Genomic DNA, 18,889 nt, shown 5'->3' with positions numbered 1-18,889 from the left:
TTATCTAAGCTTATCAATCAGCTCGTTTAATTCATCATGGCTATAAAAGAAAATCTCCACGCTGCCCTTGCCGTCTTTGCCTTGCTTTAATTTGACTGTCGCGCCCAGTGCATCAGAGATCTGCTGGCTTAGCGCGAGAATTTCGTGATCGGGTTGGCTGCTCTGCTTCGGCTCAGGATCCAAGATGGATTTCACCAAGCGCTCAGCATCGCGCACCGTCATCTGGCCATCGACGATTTTTTTGGCGATGATTGGCTGCTGCTCAAGCGATAATGACAGCAGTGCACGCGCATGCCCCATGTCCATATGGCCATCGATCATGTGCTGTTTGACTTCATCATGCAGATGGTTTAGGCGCATCAGATTAGACACCGTCGTGCGTGCCTTGCCGACCACCGAAGCGATCATCGCATGACTCATGCCAAATTCGGTATGAAAGCGCTGCAAGGCGGCTGCTTGTTCAAGGACATTCAGATCCTCGCGCTGAATATTTTCAATCAAAGCCAGTGCGATGGCGATCTCATCAGACAGCACGCGTTCGATGGCAGGAATGCTATCGAGGCCAGCAAGCTTCGCCGCACGCCATCGACGCTCACCAGCGATGATCTCATGCGTGACCGTATCGCTGATTTTGATCTCATCACCGAGTAGCGGTCTGATGACGATGGGCTGCATCACGCCATGCTGCTTGATCGACAGCGCCAATTCATTGAGCGCCTCTTCGTTCATGTCTCGGCGCGGCTGGTATTTGCCCGACTGTAGGCGATTGGTTTTGATTTGGATCAGTGCCACTTTCTCGCTGCCTGTTGCAGCTTTATCCAGACCGCCTTTGTCAGCCTCTGTGGTTTTTTTGTTTTTTTTCTTTTTGTCCGCCTTGATGGATTTTTTGTTCAGCTCGCTTTTGGCATCAGCTTTAGCATCCGTCTTATCTGCCTGATCGGATTCATTTGACTCACTTGGCACAGCGGTTTGTATAGTTTGGGTAGGCGACTGCTGGTCAGCCACCGCCTCTTGGGCATCGGCGATGATTTTTTTCTCGATGGCGATGTTGCCTAACAGCGCATCCAATCCACGGTTGGTACCCAATCCACGCTTTTTAATCATGACTATATCCAGCTTGATTTTCAGTAAATTTTAGTTAATATAATAAATAGATGCAAACCATCTAACCATCATCACGCATCGACAGTCCATACTGCCAAAACAGCAAAATCTCTCGCTGCTGATGCTCAGCCAATTTAGACAGTGCGTCGGTAAGCTCTGAATCATCGGCCTCAGATACGATGCTAGCAGTCTGATTTGGTGAATCATCGGCCGCATCGTCCATCACAACCGAAGCATCCAAGGCCTGCTCACCCAAACTCTGATCACCGGCACCCTCATCGGATGCACCCTTGTCGATACTCTCGTCACTCACAGCACCGTCATCACAAGCATGCATCGCCAGTTGTGGCGCATCTTCTGACGCATCGGCTTGATGATCAAGCACAGATGGCTCAATATGATGAGCGGCAGATCGCTGATCAGCCGAATCATTAGCTGGCGCCTGCGTCTGTGGTGCCATCTTGGTGCTGATTTGGTCGTTGGAGGGCGTGTCTGTGATGGCTGGGTCATCAGCTGGCAGCTGATCGTGCGCCATGACAGAGCCATCACTGGGCTTAGGCATGATCGCCTTGGCATCATCGATCACACCCACCACTTGCCGCCCGACTTTACTGCTATTTAGCAGTGTGTCCAGTCCACGCTTCGCGCCCAATCCGCGTTTTTTTGACATCTGAATTACCCACGCGCCTGATCTTTGGTGGTGGTTTGCGCCACTACCTCATTCATCAGCATGTGATAAGCGATGGCACCTTTTGAGGATTTTTCATAGCCAAAAATCGACTGCCCAAAACTTGGTGCCTCAGCCAGTCGCACATTGCGAGGGATGCTGGTCTGATAAACCAATTCCCCAAAATGCCGCTCAAGCTCAGCTGAGACATCCTGCGCCAAGGTATTGCGATAATCGAACAAGGTGCGCACCACACCACGGATGTGCAGCTTAGGGTTGATGCTGGTGAGTTTTTCGATGGTCGCGATCAGATCTGCCACACCCTCCAATGCATAATATTCGCACTGCATCGGAATGATGACGCCATCGGTGGCAGCAAAGGCATTGACCGTGATCATACTAAGGCTAGGCGCGCAGTCCATCAGGATATAGTCATAATCCAAATGCCCTGCAGCTTTGGCATCTGCCATCGCTTGCTTTAATAAAAACGGCGCATCAGACACCCCAGCCAATGACACATCAATGCCTGCCAAATCACGATTGGCACCAATCACATCAAGCCCTATGTCTGTCTGTAGCACCGCCTCGTGCAGCGCCACACCATCGAGCAAAATATCCGCCATGGTATAACGGAGCGCATTTTTATCAAGGCCGACGCTTGTGGTGGCATTGCCTTGCGAATCCAGATCGATCATCAGCACTTTTTTCTTGGCGATCACTGCCAACGCGGCTGCCAGATTCACAGTGGTGGTGGTTTTGCCGACGCCGCCTTTTTGGTTGGCGATTGCGATAATTTCCATGATAACCCTTGAATATAATGATAATTTTAATTAATTAAGCGCTGATTTGTTTAAATACACCACGCAGCGATCTTCGTTGAGCTTAGGCACATTGAGCACCCGAACCTCAGTCTGCCACGCTGGTAGCGCCTCGATCTCATCAGCAGTCGGTGTCTTACCCTTCATCGCGTACAGCACGCCATCACTTGCCAGACAAGGCGCGGCCAATCCCACAAAGTCATTCAGCGATGCAAAAGCACGCGAGGTGATGACCTGATATGCCTGCGCAGCTTCGGTCTGATGATGTTCAATCCGTGCGGCGATGGGTGTGATGTTGCCAAGTTTTAGGTCACTTGCGATTTGGCGGATAAAGCGGATTTTCTTTTGGTTGCTATCAAGCGCATCGATGTGCCAATCTGGACGCAAAATCGCCAAAATCACCGAGGGCAGTCCAGCACCTGTACCAATGTCCAGCAGACGAATGCCTGACTGATCTGCAAAGGGCAGATGTGGCACGATGGCCATACAATCAAAAATATGTTTGATGAGCGCCTCATTCGGGTCGGTGATGGCGGTCAGATTATAAGCTTTGCCCCACAACAAAAGCCCATCTAAATAGCGTAAAATCTGCTCAATCTGATCCTTGCTAATATCAAGCCCAAGCGATGCAGCAGCAGTCTCGATGGCACCAAAAAACGCCTCCGCCTGATGAGGAATCTTTGAAAATTTGACAGTCATATTATAAATTCTAAATAAATTTTAAATTATTTCAATCGCTTATCAAGCCAAAATAGCCCCAAAATAGCCAAAGCATGCTGAGTTTTAGCCATCAATCCATCCGCCCTGCCCAAGATGACTTGTACGGATAAAGATATCTACAAAAATCTAGTCCGATGGCAGCTAAAATCAAACTTTGTGGCCATCCGTCTATTTTATCATGCTTTAATCTGCTAAAATACCCTTTTTGAGCCAACTGACTGCGTTTTTTGAGCATTTTTGCCAAAATATCTCATTTGCTTTTTATTGCACACCACAGCACACAGCCTTTAGCCTACAGCCATTTTATGAAAACCGATCATTCCACATTAAAAACCACCCATCGTCTAAAGGCAGCCGATCTTAAGCGCCATACTGATCCTGCCACCCTGCCCAAATCCAGTCGCAGCCGCCTGCCACAGCCTGAGATTAGCTTTGGTCAGGTGCGCGCCATCAAAGCCATCAATACCGCGCTGGACATTCGCGCCAGCGGCTATCATGTGTTCGCCGTCGGTGAAAATGGTCTGGGCAAGCGCACACTGATCACTCGCTTGCTCACCGAACGCGCCAAAACCATGCCGACGCCAGATGACTGGGTGTATGTGCATCATTTTGATGATTCGCGCCGCCCGATTGCCATCAACTTCCCTGCTGGCATGGCGGTCGTTTTTCAGCAAAAAGTACACAAATTATGGCAGCTTGCCAAGAAAAAACTGGCTGCCAAATTGCTCGGCGATACTCATCAAAATCACATTGAGCTGATCAAATCCACCGCCAGCCAAACCCAACAAGCGCGCTTGGTAGATATGGAGGCACAGGCCAAGCAGCATCATCTTACCCTAAAGACCTTAAGCGATGGCCGCATGCAGCTGATCGCGATCGATGATCAAAAACCCATCGATCCTGCCAAATTCAAACAACTCCAAAAACAGCTGTCAGCCATGCAACTGGCGATGGGTGATCTTGAAGACAGCATCCATGATCAGCTTGATGAGCTGCATCAGCAGACCGCCAAAAAAGTACTCGAGCCATTGTTCGCATCTTTGATGGCAAGTTTTGATGATCATCCAAAAGCGCGGCAGCACTTAAGCGCCATGCAAGCAGATATGATCAAGAATGTCGCGCGCATCATCAATGAAGATGATGAAGATTTCATGCCAGCTGTGTTATCAGAGGTGCCAAGTCGCTATGCGGTGAATGTGGTGGTCAGTCACAAGGCTGGCTCTGGCGCACCGATTGTGTTCGAGGATTTGCCGACGCATTTGAATCTTTTGGGTCACATCGAATACACCACCGAACTTGGCACAGTACTTACCGATGTCAGCATGATCCGTGCAGGGGCATTGCATAAAGCCAATGGCGGCTTTTTGATTTTAGAGGCGCAAAGCTTGCTTGAGCATCCTTATGCTTGGCAAGGGCTAAAGCGCGCTTTGCAGTCCAAACAAATCAAAATCTCAAGCCTAGAGCAGATGCTGACCTTAACTGGCAGCCTGTCGCTTGAGCCTGACAGCATGACACTGGATGTCAAAGTCATTTTGCTTGGCGAGGCGGATTTGTACTATGAGCTATTAGAATTTGAGCCTGAATTTAACGCTGTGTTTAAAATACGCGCCGATTTTCATGAGACCATCGTGCGCGATGCTGCCAGTGAATACGGCATGGTGCTAAAAATGGCCGACATCATCAAAGCCGAGTCACTGCCTGCCTTTGACAACACCGCCTTTGCTGTGATCATTGACAAGCTGTCTGAGCTGGCCGATGACAAAAATAAACTTGATCTGCACACCGATCGACTCTCAGGTTTGCTTGTTGAATCAGCGCGCATCGCTGTTATTGATGATGCCAAGACCGTCACTGGCCATCATGTGCGTCGTGCGCTGGATGACATCACCGAGCGCACAGGCTATCTCAAAGATCTGTATTGGCAAGAAATTCTAAACGGTCAGCAGCTGATATGCACCACAGGTACCGCCATCGGTCAGATTAATGCCCTCACCGTCATCAGCTATGCTGATAGTGAATTTGGTCTGCCTGCGCGTTTGACAGCCGTGATTGCACCGAATTTTGGGCATGGCGAGATCCTAGACATCGAACGCGATGTCGAATTGGGCGGCAGCTTACATGCCAAGGGCATGCTGATCATGTCGAGTTTTTTGCGTTCATTATTTAGTGAATTTCATGAATTAAATTTCAGTGCTTCATTGGCATTTGAGCAAAGCTATGGCCAAATCGATGGTGACAGCGCCACGCTGGCTGAGGCTTGTGCGCTGTTATCCGCGCTTGCCAATGTGCCGATTGCGCAGAATCTGGCCATCACAGGCTCGATGAATCAGCTGGGTGAAGCCCAAGCCGTCGGCGGCGTGAATGCCAAAATCTCAGGTTTTTTTGATGCTTGTCGGGATAAGGGACTTGATGGCACACAAGGCGTCATCTTGCCACGCGCCAACATCGATCAGCTGATGCTATCAGATGACATCATCGATGCGGTGTCAAAAGGTCAATTTCACATTTATACCGTCACTCACATCACCGAAGCTTTGGCACTGCTATCAGGCATGGCCATCGATGAAAAAACCAAATCAGGCGAATACAAGAAGACCGCTTTATTTGGCAAAATCGCCAAACGACTGGAGAGTTGGCAAAGTGATGATGAAGACAAACCTCACAAATCCGATAAGAAAAAATAACCATCAATGCATTGATTAAGATAAAATGAGCATACCATCCAAAGCAATTCGCGCAAGTCAGACCAAACCGACCAAGCCATCGGTGGCAAAAACCGCCGATACACCACCCTCGCGCCCGATGAATGCCGAAAAGCGCCAACTATTTTTTCAAAAACTGGCCGATCACATCACCGATCCTGTGACAGAGCTGAACTACACGAGCGATTTTGAATTATTGATCGCTGTGATGCTCTCAGCTCAGGCGACCGACAAAAGCGTGAATATCGCCACCGACAAGCTATTTGCCGTCGCCAATACGCCTGAGGCGATTTTGGCATTGGGGCTTGATGGCCTAAAATCATACATCAGCTCAATCGGGCTTTATAACTCCAAAGCTGCCAATGTCATGAAGACTTGTCAGGATCTGATCGATCGTCATGCAGGACAGGTGCCTCGTACGCGCAGTGAGCTTGAGGCTTTGGCAGGTGTGGGTCGAAAGACTGCCAATGTGGTTTTAAACACCGCCTTTGGTCAGCCAGTCATGGCCGTGGATACGCACATTTTTCGGGTGGGGAATCGTACAGGGCTTGCCACCGGCAAAACGGTACTCGCCGTCGAAAAGGCTCTGATGAAGCGCATTCCCCGTGAGTATCTCGTGGATGCACATCATTATCTGATTTTGCATGGTCGATATACTTGCACTGCACGCAGTCCAAAGTGCGGCGCGTGCGTGGTCTATGAAGAATGCATGTTCAAAGACAAGCACAAATGGGCGCAGATGGCGTAGCTTGGCATAAGATTTATCACATCTAAAAGGTAGATCGCCCAAATAAAAAGCTCTGCCACATCGACAGAGCTTTTGAGGATTGATCACAAAAATCAAGCATCATACGGATCGCGTAGGACGATGGTCTCATCACGGTCAGGGCCTGTTGAGATGATGTCCACAGGACAGCCAACCAAGGCTTCAATACGCTTGATATACGCCTGAGCATTGGCAGGCAGATCTTCAAACTTGGTCACGCCGATGGTTGACTCGCTCCAGCCTGGTAGCGTTTCGAATTTTGGCGTGACTTTTTCATAGTATTCAGCATCATAAGCGCCTGCGATTTCACCCGTTGGCACCTCATACTCAGTGCAGATACGGATTTCTTCTAGACCGTCTAGTACATCAAGCTTAGTTAGGCAGATGCCTGACATAGAGTTTAGCACCACCGCACGGCGTAGGCTGACCGCATCAAACCAACCACAGCGACGCGCACGACCAGTAGTCGCACCAAATTCATGACCAACTTTGGCAAGGTGCGCACCCACATCGTCAAATAGCTCTGTTGGGAATGGGCCTGAGCCAACACGAGTGGTATAAGCTTTGGTGATACCAAGTACATAATCTAGGTACAATGGACCAAGACCTGTACCTGTTGAGACGCCGCCTGCCGTGGTGTTTGAGCTCGTCACAAATGGATAAGTGCCATGATCGATGTCAAGTAGCGTACCTTGTGCACCTTCAAACATCAAGTTTTCACCATTTTGACGGCGAGTTTCGAGTGCATCAGTCACATCCACGACCAAATCTTTGATCTCAGCTGCCCATGCTTTGCACAGTGCCAAGGTCGCATCATAGTCAATGGCATCGGCTTTATAATACTGGGTCAATGCAAAGTTATGATATTCAAGCAAGCTCTCAAGCTTTTGTGGCAAATCTTCACGGAACAAATCAGCGACTTTTAGACCACGGCGAGCCACTTTGTCTTCATAAGCAGGGCCGATGCCACGACCTGTGGTGCCGATTTTGGCGTTGCCACGCTTGATTTCGCGTGCTTGGTCCAGTGCCACATGATAAGGCATGATCAAAGGACAAGCTGCTGACACACGCAGGCGTTCACGCACAGGCACGCCTTTTTCGATTAAGCCGTTCATCTCTTTTAAAAGAGCATCAGGGGCAAGCACCACGCCATTGCCGATAAAGCAAGTCACACCTTCACGCAAGATACCTGATGGAATCAAATGCAACACGGTTTTTTCGCCACCAACAACCAGTGTATGGCCAGCATTATGACCACCCTGAAAACGCGCAACCGCCGTTGCTTTTTCGGTGAGCAGATCCACGATTTTGCCTTTGCCTTCGTCGCCCCATTGGCTACCAAGTACTACGACATTCTTACCCATGATAATTCCTTAAGTTGATCAACAAAATTAAAATAAATGACTATAAAATACTTAAAACTCATCACCGACCAGTTGCACTGCCCATACGCCCTGCTCACGATCAAAATGCAGTACGCCATCGACAGTCTGTGGCTTATCATCTGCTGACAGTGGCTTGATGACGATACAGCCTTCGGTTTGTAGGGTTTTGATTTGTTCAGATAGATCGGCTTTTTGCTCAGCAGTTGCACCCTGTAAATCGGTATAATCCACCCAAATCACGGTGTCTTCTTCAAGCTCAACAAACTCAAGCAAACGGTTGATATCCATACTAAAGCCTGTCGCCGCTCGCATCTTGCCATCGACCGATAAGCCTTCAAAGCGGCCGCCACGCACCAGTGCTTGCGTTTGGGCTGTCTGAGAGTGTGCCAAATAGGCATTAAATACGATGCCAGTATGATAATGATAGCCTGACAACTCGGTCACATCTAGGCTGACACCCATACCAAGCGTACGAATGTGTGCAATCAAAGCAACAATCTCATCAGTCGCCTTAATAATACTCGCATCATTGCGCGCTTTGGCAGACAGCTTGGATAACAGATTGGCAGCATTTGGCACGCCATCTTGGGCAAGCGTGTGTTTGCCCAGCACCAAAAAGTCATTGGCACCATCAGCATCACCGAGTGTCTCACCCAGCGTTTGACTAAATGCTTGTAGTTCAGGCAAGGCTTTTTTGTGATAAATTGCCATCAGTGCATCGACATCAGCCGCTGCTACTTGATGTAGCTCACACAGTCGCTCAAAAATCGCCACATGACCGACATCCATATGCAGACGATCACGAGCAAGCCCAATTTCATCCATCAGCGCTGCCAACAAATCAATCAATGAAATCTCAGCATCGATGCTATCAACGCCAAAAATCTCTGCACCCATCTGAAGTGGCGTACGCAGACCAAACAAACCAGTCGGCAAGGTCTTGACCACTTGACCGACATAGCAATAACGGCTAATGCCCTGCCCATATTTACTATCGATACGCAGAATCTGTGGCGTAATGTCGGCTCGCAAACCCATCAAACGACCGTTTAGCTGATCAATGAATTTGAAAGTTTGACGCTTTAGGTCTTCATCAGCCGTGCCAAGCAAGCTTTCGGTGTATTCGATCAAAGGCGGCGATACCAAGCGATAGCCATGTGCTGTCAAGACAAACAATAACGCATCACGCAGACTTTCTTGTTTTTGGGCGTCTGTAAATAGCACATCCGCCACCCCATCAGGCAGCAGCCAGTTTTGTTGTAGCTTTTTGGTGATCGTTTGATCACATTGATTGGTATTGGTGCAAGACTGTAGCACAAAAAACCCCTGTAGGCAGACAAAACACACAAAGCAATCCAATCGCATCCGACCTACGCCTTATGCTAATCGCTTTATGAGTTGGCAATATCAAGCCAATGAATTAATAAAAATTAATCAAATCGTTAAATAAATTTGGTGAAAAAATTTGACATCTTATCAATGCTTGATAAGATAAAAAGATGCGTCTATAGACAATCAGAATTTTTTCCTATCTAGTGTATCATACTAACACGCCCATGCAAGTGCAAATTGCAAAATTTTATGATTTTTATCCAAAAAAATCCGATTAACCCAATCGCACCATCATATATCAAAACCACTCAATGGTGTATCAAAATTCGTTAAGTGGGCGTAAAGTGCGTACCATGCACCATCAAATAGCATGAATCAATGTTGCGTGGTATGCGTCCTGCTATACTTCTGCACCATGCTTATTAAAATGTGCCTGCAATGAAGCCATGCTATCATTATAACTTCCCTCTCCCCAAATACCTACATTAAGACCACAACAATCCGCATTATGCACCCACACACCCAATCTACTGACATGATAGGTGTGGAAGTTATCTACTTCTATGTTGTAGACGGTGTCGGCGTGGTTAGGTATCAAAAATCAGAAATTAATCTTCCAATTGATTATTCAATATCCAAGACCAGTAATTTCCCCATCGTCTGTCTATACAAGCAGTGCATAATTTAAGTGGGCAAGTAGTATAGCCTCTTACTTTGATTACTGGAAGTAAATAAAATACATTATCCTCTTCTAACATCAACTCCCATTGATTTGGAATCCTATCCTGTAGAACATTCCTAAATGTTTCACCCACATAAACCGCATAACCATCTAAAATGTATGATGGTTCATTTTTAATTTGTTCAATGGTTTCATAATTATCTAAAAGATGTTTTTCAACTATATCTAATGATTGTATTGAAAAATCCAATTTATCTTGAATCTCTTTTGGCATTCTATTTTTAAAACGCTCTAAAGCATTGGGCATATCCCAAAGCCATGCTTCAAATAATTCCAGCTGTTCAGCTCTTTGCTCTGGAGTTAATGGTTGGCGTTTGTTGCGAATTTTCATATCGTTACCTATTTTTTAAATTTAACTTTAATACCTGCTTTTTTAAGGTCTTCATTTAGTGCGTAGGGTGCGTACAACGCACCATTAAATACCATTCAATCAATGGTGCACGGTGTGCACCCTACAGGCTTAATCATGCTCAAAATGAAATACTAGGCTAGATTCATCAAAATCAATCAATCCCATGGATTTCAAAAATTCTTTTTCATCAAGCTGTCCATTTTCTAAAAAACAAGATTTGCTGACAAATAGGCAATCAATCCAATCTTCATTTGGGATTAACTTGCGAAGCTCATTAACAATATCCATTTCCAATTTGTTGTTAAAATTTTTATTTAATAAATCATTGACCAACGAGATAATATATTTATTTCGCTTATACTCATCAGAAAGTTCGTATTCTTCTATTTTTTGGAAAAATTTTTCATAATCTAGTCCATTTTCTTCTGTGTAATAGTCGTTGCTCCAAAAGATATAACCACTCCATTTTGGGTCTGGCAATATGTCATCCAATTCAAGCATAATATCATTCTCTCTATCTTCTGAACTTTCAGCATTTAATAATTCTTGTATTAAAGACTTTGCTTTGATGATTTTTTCTGCATTTAGATTGTTCATATTTCGCCTCTCTTAGTTGTTTTATCAGTAGGCATAGGGTACATACCACACACCATCAGCATAATATACACCCATTGTACTTATCCCAATATTATACGCCAACTCCCATTTTGCGTATCGGATTAATTATCAAAACAGATGAAATCAGCCAAAAATGTTGCTATAATGTTCACTTTTAAGCAGATTTTGGCGATTGAATTTAAGGGGCCTTGCGATGACTCAACAGCACGAAAAAGACACAGACCGCACCCCAAGCGAGACCGCCAAGCCTTACACGCCTGCTCAAGCCGAACTGTTTGAGCCTGCCACTGATGGGCAAGATGACGAACAACATGAAGAGTGGCTTGATAATGAAGGCGAACAAGAAGATGATGACAACCTAGACGAAGCCGAACCAAAATCTGCCGAAACCTTCCATGACACGCACGACAGCTATATCTATGGCGACTCTGATGCCACGCTCGAAGACACCATCGAGACGATGACTGTCTATGACCCTGATGCCGATCGTTTTGAAGACATTGAGCAATCAGGGGATAACGAAACCATCATCTGCTACTCATATTCTCGTAAAACAGGCGCACCGATTGAGCCTTTGGCAATCGAAGATGTTAGCCGTGCATTGACTAACAACAACCAGTTTATTTGGCTTGGGCTATACGACCCAAGCCTTGAGACCGTCAAAGAAGTCCAAGATGCCTTTGATCTACACGAACTGGCGCTTGAAGATGCCTTTGCTGACCACCAACGCCCAAAAGTCGAAAGCTATGGCAATGATACCATTTTCGTGGTCGTGCGTACCGCCAAGCTTGAAGACAATCAAATCCGCTATGGTACGACAGCGATTTTTATGGGCAAAAATTTCATCATCAGCGTGCGTCGCGGTGCATCCAACTCATACAGCCCAGTGCGTGAGCATTGCCATCGCCGTCCTGAGAAACTGCGTCTTGGCCCGATCTTCGTGCTGCATGCGATTTTGGACTTTATCGTCGATAACTACCTGCCGATTACTGACCGCTTGGGCAACTACTTGCGCGAACAAGAACGCAACATTTTCTCGCATGAATTTAGCAAATCAACACTCAAAAGCCTGTACGAATTAAAATCACAACTTGTCCATATGCGCGCGGTGATTTTGCCCGTGCAAGATGTGTGTAATTTCTTTATCAACCACAAAAAAAATGAGTTGGTTGCTGCCTTCCCTGCCGCTGCCAAGCCATATTTTCGCGATGTCAATGACCACTTATTACGCTCGATCGACGCGGTCAATGGTCTAAACGAAATGCTGTCGGTGGCGATGGATACCTACATGGCGATGGTAACAATGGGGCAGAACGATGTCGTGCGTAAGCTGGCTGCTTGGGCAGGTATCGCTGCGGTGCCGACGGCGGTGGCAGGCATCTATGGGATGAACTTTGATTTTATGCCTGAATTACACTACAAATACGGCTATTTTATCGTGCTGGGTGCGGTGATTGCTGTGTGTTTGTATTTATATTCTAAATTTAGAAAAGCTGGCTGGTTATAATTTATTATAATTATTAATGATTTCATCAGATTTTCTTATTTTTTCTGATACTATTGGTCAGCCATTAGGTTTTTAGTTAAGATGACAGCATGAGATGAATGCTGTCTTTTTCGTTGTTATTGTACTATTTTTTAACATTAAAGGTGAACTATGGCCGAAGCAGGCATGGCAGGTGAGTTGATCAAAGTGGTGACCTTATTGGGCGCTGCGGTGATTGCGGTACCGATTTTTCGCAAAATTGGCTTAGGCTCTGTACTTGGGTATCTGGCAGGCGGTCTGTTGATTGGCCCGTTTGGCTTGGGGATATTTACCGATCCGCAGACCATCATTCATGTGGCAGAGCTTGGTGTGGTGATGTTCTTATTCATCATTGGGCTTGAGATGCAGCCAGCACATCTATGGGGTCTGCGTCGGCAGATTTTTGGACTAGGTTCGCTACAGGTTCTGGGTGCAACTGCTTTGATGACCGCGGTGATTATGCTCTTTGGTGCATCATGGCAAGTGGCGTTCATCGGTGCGGCAGGCTTTGTGCTGACCTCGACAGCCATTGTCATGTCAAGTCTTGGTGAGAATAATGAGCTTGGCACCGCCAAAGGTCAAAGCATGGTGTCAATTTTGCTGTTTGAAGATTTGCTCATCGTGCCACTGCTTGCCATTGTGGCATTCTTGTCACCTGTGGTGCATACGAGTGAGACCCCTGCTTGGCAGTCGATTTTGGTGGCGATTGGTTCATTGCTGGCACTGTTTTTTGCTGGTCGTGTACTGATTAATCCTTTGTTTAAGATACTTGCCAAAACTGGCGTGCGTGAAATCATGACCGCTGCCGCCCTGCTGGTGGTGCTTGGCTCGGCATTATTGATGGAGCTTGGCGGACTGTCGATGGCGATGGGGGCGTTTGTCGCAGGTGTGCTATTATCTGAGTCCAGCTTTCGCCATCAGCTAGAAGCGGATATTGAGCCGTTTCGTGGATTGCTCTTAGGTTTGTTTTTCTTAGGCGTCGGCATGGCACTGGATTTGTCGGTGGTGGCGAATAACTGGCAACTGATCACGCTGGGCGTGATTGCACTGATGGCGACCAAAGGCATTTGGATTTATGTAGTAGCTCGCCTGACCAAATCCGACCATGCCATCGCCACCGAGCGCGCGGTCATGATGGCTCAAGGGGGCGAATTTGCCTTTGTGTTGTTCTCAGCTGCTGCGACGCAGTCGGTCATCGATGCCACCACACACGCCAATCTGACTGCGATTGTCGTGCTGTCGATGGTGCTGACACCGCTGTTTTTGGTGATTCATGGTAAATTCACCAGTCGCAAAACCAATGATGGCACTCGTGATAGCGATCATATCGATGAAGAAAACCCAATCATCATCCTAGGTCATGGCAGATATGGACAAGTGGTCAATGGCGTGATGACCGCTTGTGGCTATCAGACGACCCTGATCGATAGTGATGCTGATCATGTTGATGGCTTGGCAAGTCTTGGTGTCAAAACCTATTATGGCGATGCCACCCGTTTTGATTTGCTTGAGATGGCAGGGGTCGCCAAAGCAAAACTCGTGGTTGTTGCCATCAATGATCCCCAAAAAGCTTCCAGCATCGTCAAGCATCTTCGCCATGATTATCCGACGCTGCCCATCGTTGCTCGTGCCTATGACCGTATTCACGCCTATCAGCTGCATCACGCTGGTGCCAATGCGGTGATTCGTGAGACCTTTGATTCAGCGGTACGCAGTGCCAAGACTGGCCTTGAAATCTTAGGCATGGATAGCGACATCGCTGAGCGTATCGCCCATCTGTATCATCACCGAGATCGTGATGGCGTGGCAAATGCTGCCGCAACTTATGATCCTAATATCGGTCGCTATAAGAACACACACATGATCAGCCTCTTAAACGAGCATCGTGCCGATACCAAGGTGATGATTGATCAGCTCATGCGTGGTGAAGAGATTAATTGGCAGCCTAAGCGTGGCACTTATCTTGGTCAAAGTGATGACTGATTCACCCATTCATTAAAATCTATAAAAATAAGGCTGAAAACAAATTTCAGCCTTATTTGATTGAGCATTCATTGGCAAATCACAAATTAGCAGCCAATCACAACACCATCGCCGCGATCCAACCAAAAATAATCAGCGGAATATTATAGTGAATAAAGGTCGGGATCACGCTGTCTTTGATATGATCATGCTGACCATCGGCATCCAGTCCCATCGTCGGGCCCAGTGTCGAATCTGACGCCGGTGAGCCAGCATCACCCAACACGCCTGCGGTCGCAACCAAAGCCACTGTCGCAGGTACGCTAAAGCCCATCGCCATGCATAGTGGCACATAGATGGTGGCGATGATTGGCACCGTTGAAAATGACGAGCCAATGCCCAAAGTCACAACCAAGCCAACGATCAGCATCGCCAATGCCGCCATTGCTTTGTTACCGCCAAATAGCTGCATCGCGCCATCCACCAAAGCATCAATCTGCCCTGTGGCTTTCATCGCTTCGGCAAAGCCTTGGGCGCAGATCATGATAAAGCCAATCATCGCCATCATTTTGATGCCGTCATTAAAGACATCATTGGCCTCACGCCATTTGACCACACCGGTCGCCATAAACACCGCAAAGCCAACAAGCGAGCCAATCAGCAGTGAGTCTGTCATCAGCTGTGCGCCCAATGCCATCAAAATCGCCCCGACAGCCACCGCCACATCATAGCCGCTGACCACTTTGGCGGGTGCTTCTTTGGCAATCTCAATATCCCGATAGGCTCGTGGCTTACGATAAGTCACAAACACAGCAATGATCAAACCCAATAACATCCCCATCGCAGGAATCGTCATGGTCTGCATCATCGAGATATCGCCCGTCGCCATACCAGCGTCATTGACATTTTTTAGAATAATCTGATTTAAGAAAATATCACCAAAGCCATACGGGATAAACATATAAGTATTGACCAAACCAAAGGTCAAAATACACGCCACCGCACGACGATCAAGCCGTAGGCGATTCATCACCAATAGTAATGGCGGCACAATCAGCGGAATAAAAGCAATGTGAATCGGCACAATGTTCTGCGACATCATCGCCATCACCACCAAAATCGCAAACAACAGCCATTTTAGTTGAGTCGCCCCATCGGTATGACTGACCTTGACGATCAGCTTATCAGCGATCATCTGCGGCAAGCCAGAGTGCGCGATCGCCATCGCAAATGCCCCAAGCATCGCATAAGACAGCGCAATCTCAGCGCCATTTTTGATGCCACCTTGAAACGCTGTCAAGGTATCAGCCACCGACATCCCTGCCACGACACCGCCAACGAGCGCACCAATCACCAAGCTTAGTACGACATGGACACGAGCCAGCGACAGTCCCACCATCACAATGACCGCAAGTAATACAGCATTCATCATAGTCACCTATTTATTGATATGCCAAAATCGCATGCGCAAAGTTGGCGTTATTTTTCGTGCGTTATTATACCGCATTTAACCAAGGTTAATTTGATAAAATCATATTTAGAATCAATCACTTATTGAATTAATTTATCTATACAATTTCAATGCAGCAACATTATGGCAAGATTTTATTAAAATAGACCTTATCATAACCCAAAAATTACGCGAATTTCAGCGTCATTGACTTGTAATTTATCCACAGCACCACCATAAACCACCCATCACTTTTATAAGGAAACAACAACGATGAGCAAAAAATCCTTACAAACCTTACCCCTATTGGCGGTGCGTGATGTGATCGTCTATCCACACATGCAGATCGCCCTATTTGTCGGCCGTGAGCAGTCCATCAAAGCCATAGAGCTTGCCCAAGATGCCTATGATGGCGAGCTGATCGTCGTCTCCCAAAAAGACTCATTGGCCGAAGAGATCAATGTCGATGACCTATATCAATTTGGTACGCGCTGCCGCATCGTCAGCACCATGCCGCATGACTCTGATGATAAGTGCCTAAAGGTACTGATCGAAGGTCTAGAGCGCGTAAAAGTCGGTGAGATCAATGAGCAGGATGATCAAGGCAGCCTACAAGTTAGCTTTGAGGCTGCTGATATTAAGCTTGAGCTCGGCGATGATGAAATCAAAGCCCAAAAATCGGTGCTGCTTGAGCTGTTCACCGAATACGCCGAGCATAACCTGCGCAACTTCCGTGAGCTGGTACGCGTCGCATCCAACATTGATGATCTGCTTGAGCTGATTTACTTTATCGCGACACGCACCCAAATTCCGCTGGACAAAAAACAAGCACTGCTCGAATCAGGCGATGTCACTACGCATTTTGCGACGCTCAGCGAATACTTCACCAACACCAAAGCTGAGCGCAGCCTTGAAAGCGAACTGCAAGACACTGTGCGTAAGCAGATGGAAAATAATCAGCGCGAATATTTCTTAAATGAGAAAATGAAAGCCATCAAAAACGAGCTGTCAGATCTCAATAATGGTGCTGATGATGACGATACTGAACTTGAAAATCGCCTAAAAGCCGCTGATCTGCCTGATGATGTCCGCAAAAAAGCCGAAAGCGAATTTAAAAAGCTCAAACAAATGCCTGCCTCATCTTCTGAGGCTGCTGTGGTGCGTGGCTATGTCGAGTGGATCCTAGATACGCCGTGGAATAAGGCGAGCAAGGTCTCCATCAACCTTGAAAAAGCCAAAGAAACACTGGATAAGGACCACTACGGTCTCGATGATGTCAAAGATCGCATCTTAGAATACCTAGCGGTACAATCTCGCGTCAAGCAGATCCGTGGCCCGATCCTGTGCCTCGTCGGTCCTCCAGGTGTGGGTAAGACTTCACTGGGTGAGAGCATCGCTCGTGCCACAGGCCGTAAGTTTGTGCGTATGGCGCTGGGTGGCGTGCGTGACGAAGCAGAAATCCGTGGTCATCGCCGCACCTATATCGGGGCGATGCCAGGTAAGATTGTGCAGTCATTATCAAAAGTCGAAGTTAAAAACCCGCTATTTTTGCTCGATGAAATTGACAAAATGGCACAAGACTTCCGTGGCGATCCAGCCTCTGCCCTACTAGAAGTACTTGATCCATCACAGAATAAATCGTTCAATGATCATTATCTGGATCTGGATTTGGATCTGTCTCAGGTGATGTTCATCTGTACTGCCAATAGTATGAATATCCCACCAGCGCTACTGGATCGTATGGAAGTGATTCGCCTGCCAGGCTATACCGAAGATGAGAAACTGGCGATTGCCAATAATTATCTGATCCCAAAAGCACTGGAACAAAACGGTCTGGGCAAAGATGAGCTTGACATCACCGATGATGCGGTAACGAGCATTATCCGCCATTATACTCGTGAAGCTGGCGTGCGTAATCTTGAGCGTGAAATCAATAAAATCAGCCGTAAAGCTGTCCGCTCTCAAGTCGAAACGCACGGCATCAAGCCCAAAAAAGGCGTGAAGTTTGATACCGTTGCCGTGACAGATGATAACATCAGTGACTTCTTGGGTGTCAAACCATTTGATTATGGTCTGGCTGAACAAGAACCTGAAGTTGGTCGTATCACGGGTCTGGCTTGGACATCAGTGGGCGGTGAGCTATTGACCATCGAATCTGCGACCATGCAAGGCAAAGGTGAGCTGGTATTCACAGGATCGCTGGGTGATGTGATGAAAGAGTCTATCCGTGCTGCGATGAGTGTCGTGCGTGCAGGTGGCGAACGCTTTGGCATTGATTATGAAAAATTCAAAAACACGGATTTGCACATCCACATGCCAGAAGGTGCGACACCAAAAGATGGCCCATCAGCAGGTATCGCCCTGACCACAGCCATCGTCTCAGCCATGACAGGTATCGCCATCCGTGCAGATATCGCCATGACTGGTGAAGTGACTTTGCGTGGCAAGGTACTGCGTATCGGCGGCCTAAAAGAAAAACTGCTGGCTGCTCACCGTGGTGGCATCAAGCAAGTACTGATTCCTAAGTCAAACGAGCGTGATTTGGCAGAGATTCCTGACAATGTCAAAGAAGGTCTGATCATCACACCAGTTGAGAGTATTGATGAAGTGCTGGCAGCGGCTTTGGTCGAAAAACTTCGCCCTATCCCGCCAAAGGTCATCACGCATGACGCAGCCAAAGAACAAGCCATCAGCTGATCCACGCCTTGCCAAGACACACATCTTGGCAAGGTTTTTTGACTGCTGT

The 18,889-nt window shown here is 47.2% G+C and carries 14 protein-coding genes; 5 read left to right on the top strand and 9 right to left on the bottom strand.

The annotated features are described in order from the left end of the window. The 4 genes from B0681_RS04760 to rsmG all read right to left on the bottom strand — a co-directional run bounded on the left by B0681_RS04760 (nt 1) and on the right by rsmG (nt 3,288). Nucleotides 1–1,104, bottom strand: coding sequence for a ParB/RepB/Spo0J family partition protein (locus B0681_RS04760; RefSeq protein ID WP_078317608.1), 1,104 nt, complete (start codon nt 1,102–1,104; stop codon nt 1–3). A gap of 61 nt (nt 1,105–1,165) precedes the next feature. After that, a complete protein-coding gene (locus B0681_RS04755) occupies nt 1,166–1,774 on the bottom strand; it encodes a sigma-70 family RNA polymerase sigma factor (RefSeq protein WP_078317607.1) in 609 nt (202 codons plus the stop codon). 5 nt (nt 1,775–1,779) lie between these two features. Continuing rightward, nucleotides 1,780–2,571 (bottom strand): ParA family protein, encoded by a 792-nt coding sequence (locus tag B0681_RS04750; protein WP_078317606.1) that lies wholly within the window; start codon nt 2,569–2,571, stop codon nt 1,780–1,782. 30 nt (nt 2,572–2,601) lie between these two features. Then, nucleotides 2,602–3,288, bottom strand: coding sequence for a 16S rRNA (guanine(527)-N(7))-methyltransferase RsmG (gene rsmG, locus B0681_RS04745; RefSeq protein ID WP_078317605.1), 687 nt, complete (start codon nt 3,286–3,288; stop codon nt 2,602–2,604). Between the two features lie 326 nt (nt 3,289–3,614). On the opposite strand from rsmG, the gene B0681_RS04740 reads away from it, so the two are divergent. Then, nucleotides 3,615–5,993, top strand: coding sequence for a Lon protease family protein (locus tag B0681_RS04740; protein ID WP_078317604.1), 2,379 nt, complete (start codon nt 3,615–3,617; stop codon nt 5,991–5,993). Nucleotides 5,994–6,111: 118 nt separating this feature from the next. Beyond that, complete coding sequence (gene nth, locus B0681_RS04735) at nt 6,112–6,759, top strand: endonuclease III (RefSeq protein WP_078317737.1); 648 nt, start codon at nt 6,112–6,114, stop codon at nt 6,757–6,759. A 92-nt stretch (nt 6,760–6,851) separates the two neighbouring features. Here nth and B0681_RS04730 read toward each other — a convergent pair whose 3' ends face one another. The 4 genes from B0681_RS04730 to B0681_RS04710 all read right to left on the bottom strand — a co-directional run bounded on the left by B0681_RS04730 (nt 6,852) and on the right by B0681_RS04710 (nt 11,185). After that, complete coding sequence (locus tag B0681_RS04730) at nt 6,852–8,141, bottom strand: adenylosuccinate synthase (RefSeq protein WP_078317603.1); 1,290 nt, start codon at nt 8,139–8,141, stop codon at nt 6,852–6,854. Between the two features lie 51 nt (nt 8,142–8,192). Continuing rightward, on the bottom strand, nt 8,193–9,527 hold the full coding sequence (locus B0681_RS04725) for an ATP phosphoribosyltransferase regulatory subunit (protein ID WP_078317602.1): 1,335 nt from the start codon (nt 9,525–9,527) through the stop codon (nt 8,193–8,195). 575 nt (nt 9,528–10,102) lie between these two features. After that, nucleotides 10,103–10,567, bottom strand: coding sequence for a hypothetical protein (locus B0681_RS04715; RefSeq protein WP_078317601.1), 465 nt, complete (start codon nt 10,565–10,567; stop codon nt 10,103–10,105). 129 nt (nt 10,568–10,696) lie between these two features. After that, nucleotides 10,697–11,185 carry a hypothetical protein gene (locus B0681_RS04710; RefSeq protein ID WP_078317600.1) on the bottom strand — a complete coding sequence of 163 codons (489 nt, stop codon included), beginning with the start codon at nt 11,183–11,185 and terminating at the stop codon, nt 10,697–10,699. Nucleotides 11,186–11,399: 214 nt separating this feature from the next. Between B0681_RS04710 and corA the strand changes: the two genes are divergently transcribed. Together corA and B0681_RS04700 are read left to right on the top strand one after the other, a co-directional pair. Beyond that, nucleotides 11,400–12,713 carry a magnesium/cobalt transporter CorA gene (gene corA / locus B0681_RS04705; protein WP_078317599.1) on the top strand — a complete coding sequence of 438 codons (1,314 nt, stop codon included), beginning with the start codon at nt 11,400–11,402 and terminating at the stop codon, nt 12,711–12,713. A 150-nt stretch (nt 12,714–12,863) separates the two neighbouring features. After that, the gene (locus B0681_RS04700) at nt 12,864–14,714 is read left to right on the top strand and encodes a monovalent cation:proton antiporter-2 (CPA2) family protein (RefSeq protein WP_078317598.1); all 1,851 of its coding nucleotides are present in this window, start codon (nt 12,864–12,866) and stop codon (nt 14,712–14,714) included. A 97-nt stretch (nt 14,715–14,811) separates the two neighbouring features. Here B0681_RS04700 and B0681_RS04695 read toward each other — a convergent pair whose 3' ends face one another. Then, nucleotides 14,812–16,122 carry a Na+/H+ antiporter family protein gene (locus B0681_RS04695; protein ID WP_211271503.1) on the bottom strand — a complete coding sequence of 437 codons (1,311 nt, stop codon included), beginning with the start codon at nt 16,120–16,122 and terminating at the stop codon, nt 14,812–14,814. A 294-nt stretch (nt 16,123–16,416) separates the two neighbouring features. On the opposite strand from B0681_RS04695, the gene lon reads away from it, so the two are divergent. Next, nucleotides 16,417–18,840, top strand: a complete 2,424-nt coding sequence (gene lon / locus B0681_RS04690; protein ID WP_078317596.1) for an endopeptidase La — start codon at nt 16,417–16,419, stop codon at nt 18,838–18,840. Nucleotides 18,841–18,889: the final 49 nt, after the last annotated feature.

The sequence above is a fragment of the Moraxella porci DSM 25326 genome (assembly GCF_002014855.1).
Lineage (GTDB): Bacteria > Pseudomonadota > Gammaproteobacteria > Pseudomonadales > Moraxellaceae > Moraxella > Moraxella porci.
The sequence above is the reverse complement of the archived record's forward strand: the minus strand, read 5'-3'. Positions and strand labels throughout refer to the sequence as shown.

Coding starts and splice junctions, on each gene's coding strand:
- B0681_RS04760 (WP_078317608.1), bottom strand. CDS start 1,104: ATGATTAAAAAGCGTGGATTGGGTACCAACCGTGGATTGGATGCGCTG.
- B0681_RS04755 (WP_078317607.1), bottom strand. CDS start 1,774: ATGTCAAAAAAACGCGGATTGGGCGCGAAGCGTGGACTGGACACACTG.
- B0681_RS04750 (WP_078317606.1), bottom strand. CDS start 2,571: ATGGAAATTATCGCAATCGCCAACCAAAAAGGCGGCGTCGGCAAAACC.
- rsmG (WP_078317605.1), bottom strand. CDS start 3,288: ATGACTGTCAAATTTTCAAAGATTCCTCATCAGGCGGAGGCGTTTTTT.
- B0681_RS04740 (WP_078317604.1), top strand. CDS start 3,615: ATGAAAACCGATCATTCCACATTAAAAACCACCCATCGTCTAAAGGCA.
- nth (WP_078317737.1), top strand. CDS start 6,112: ATGAATGCCGAAAAGCGCCAACTATTTTTTCAAAAACTGGCCGATCAC.
- B0681_RS04730 (WP_078317603.1), bottom strand. CDS start 8,141: ATGGGTAAGAATGTCGTAGTACTTGGTAGCCAATGGGGCGACGAAGGC.
- B0681_RS04725 (WP_078317602.1), bottom strand. CDS start 9,527: ATGCGATTGGATTGCTTTGTGTGTTTTGTCTGCCTACAGGGGTTTTTT.
- B0681_RS04715 (WP_078317601.1), bottom strand. CDS start 10,567: ATGAAAATTCGCAACAAACGCCAACCATTAACTCCAGAGCAAAGAGCT.
- B0681_RS04710 (WP_078317600.1), bottom strand. CDS start 11,185: ATGAACAATCTAAATGCAGAAAAAATCATCAAAGCAAAGTCTTTAATA.
- corA (WP_078317599.1), top strand. CDS start 11,400: ATGACTCAACAGCACGAAAAAGACACAGACCGCACCCCAAGCGAGACC.
- B0681_RS04700 (WP_078317598.1), top strand. CDS start 12,864: ATGGCCGAAGCAGGCATGGCAGGTGAGTTGATCAAAGTGGTGACCTTA.
- B0681_RS04695 (WP_211271503.1), bottom strand. CDS start 16,122: ATGAATGCTGTATTACTTGCGGTCATTGTGATGGTGGGACTGTCGCTG.
- lon (WP_078317596.1), top strand. CDS start 16,417: ATGAGCAAAAAATCCTTACAAACCTTACCCCTATTGGCGGTGCGTGAT.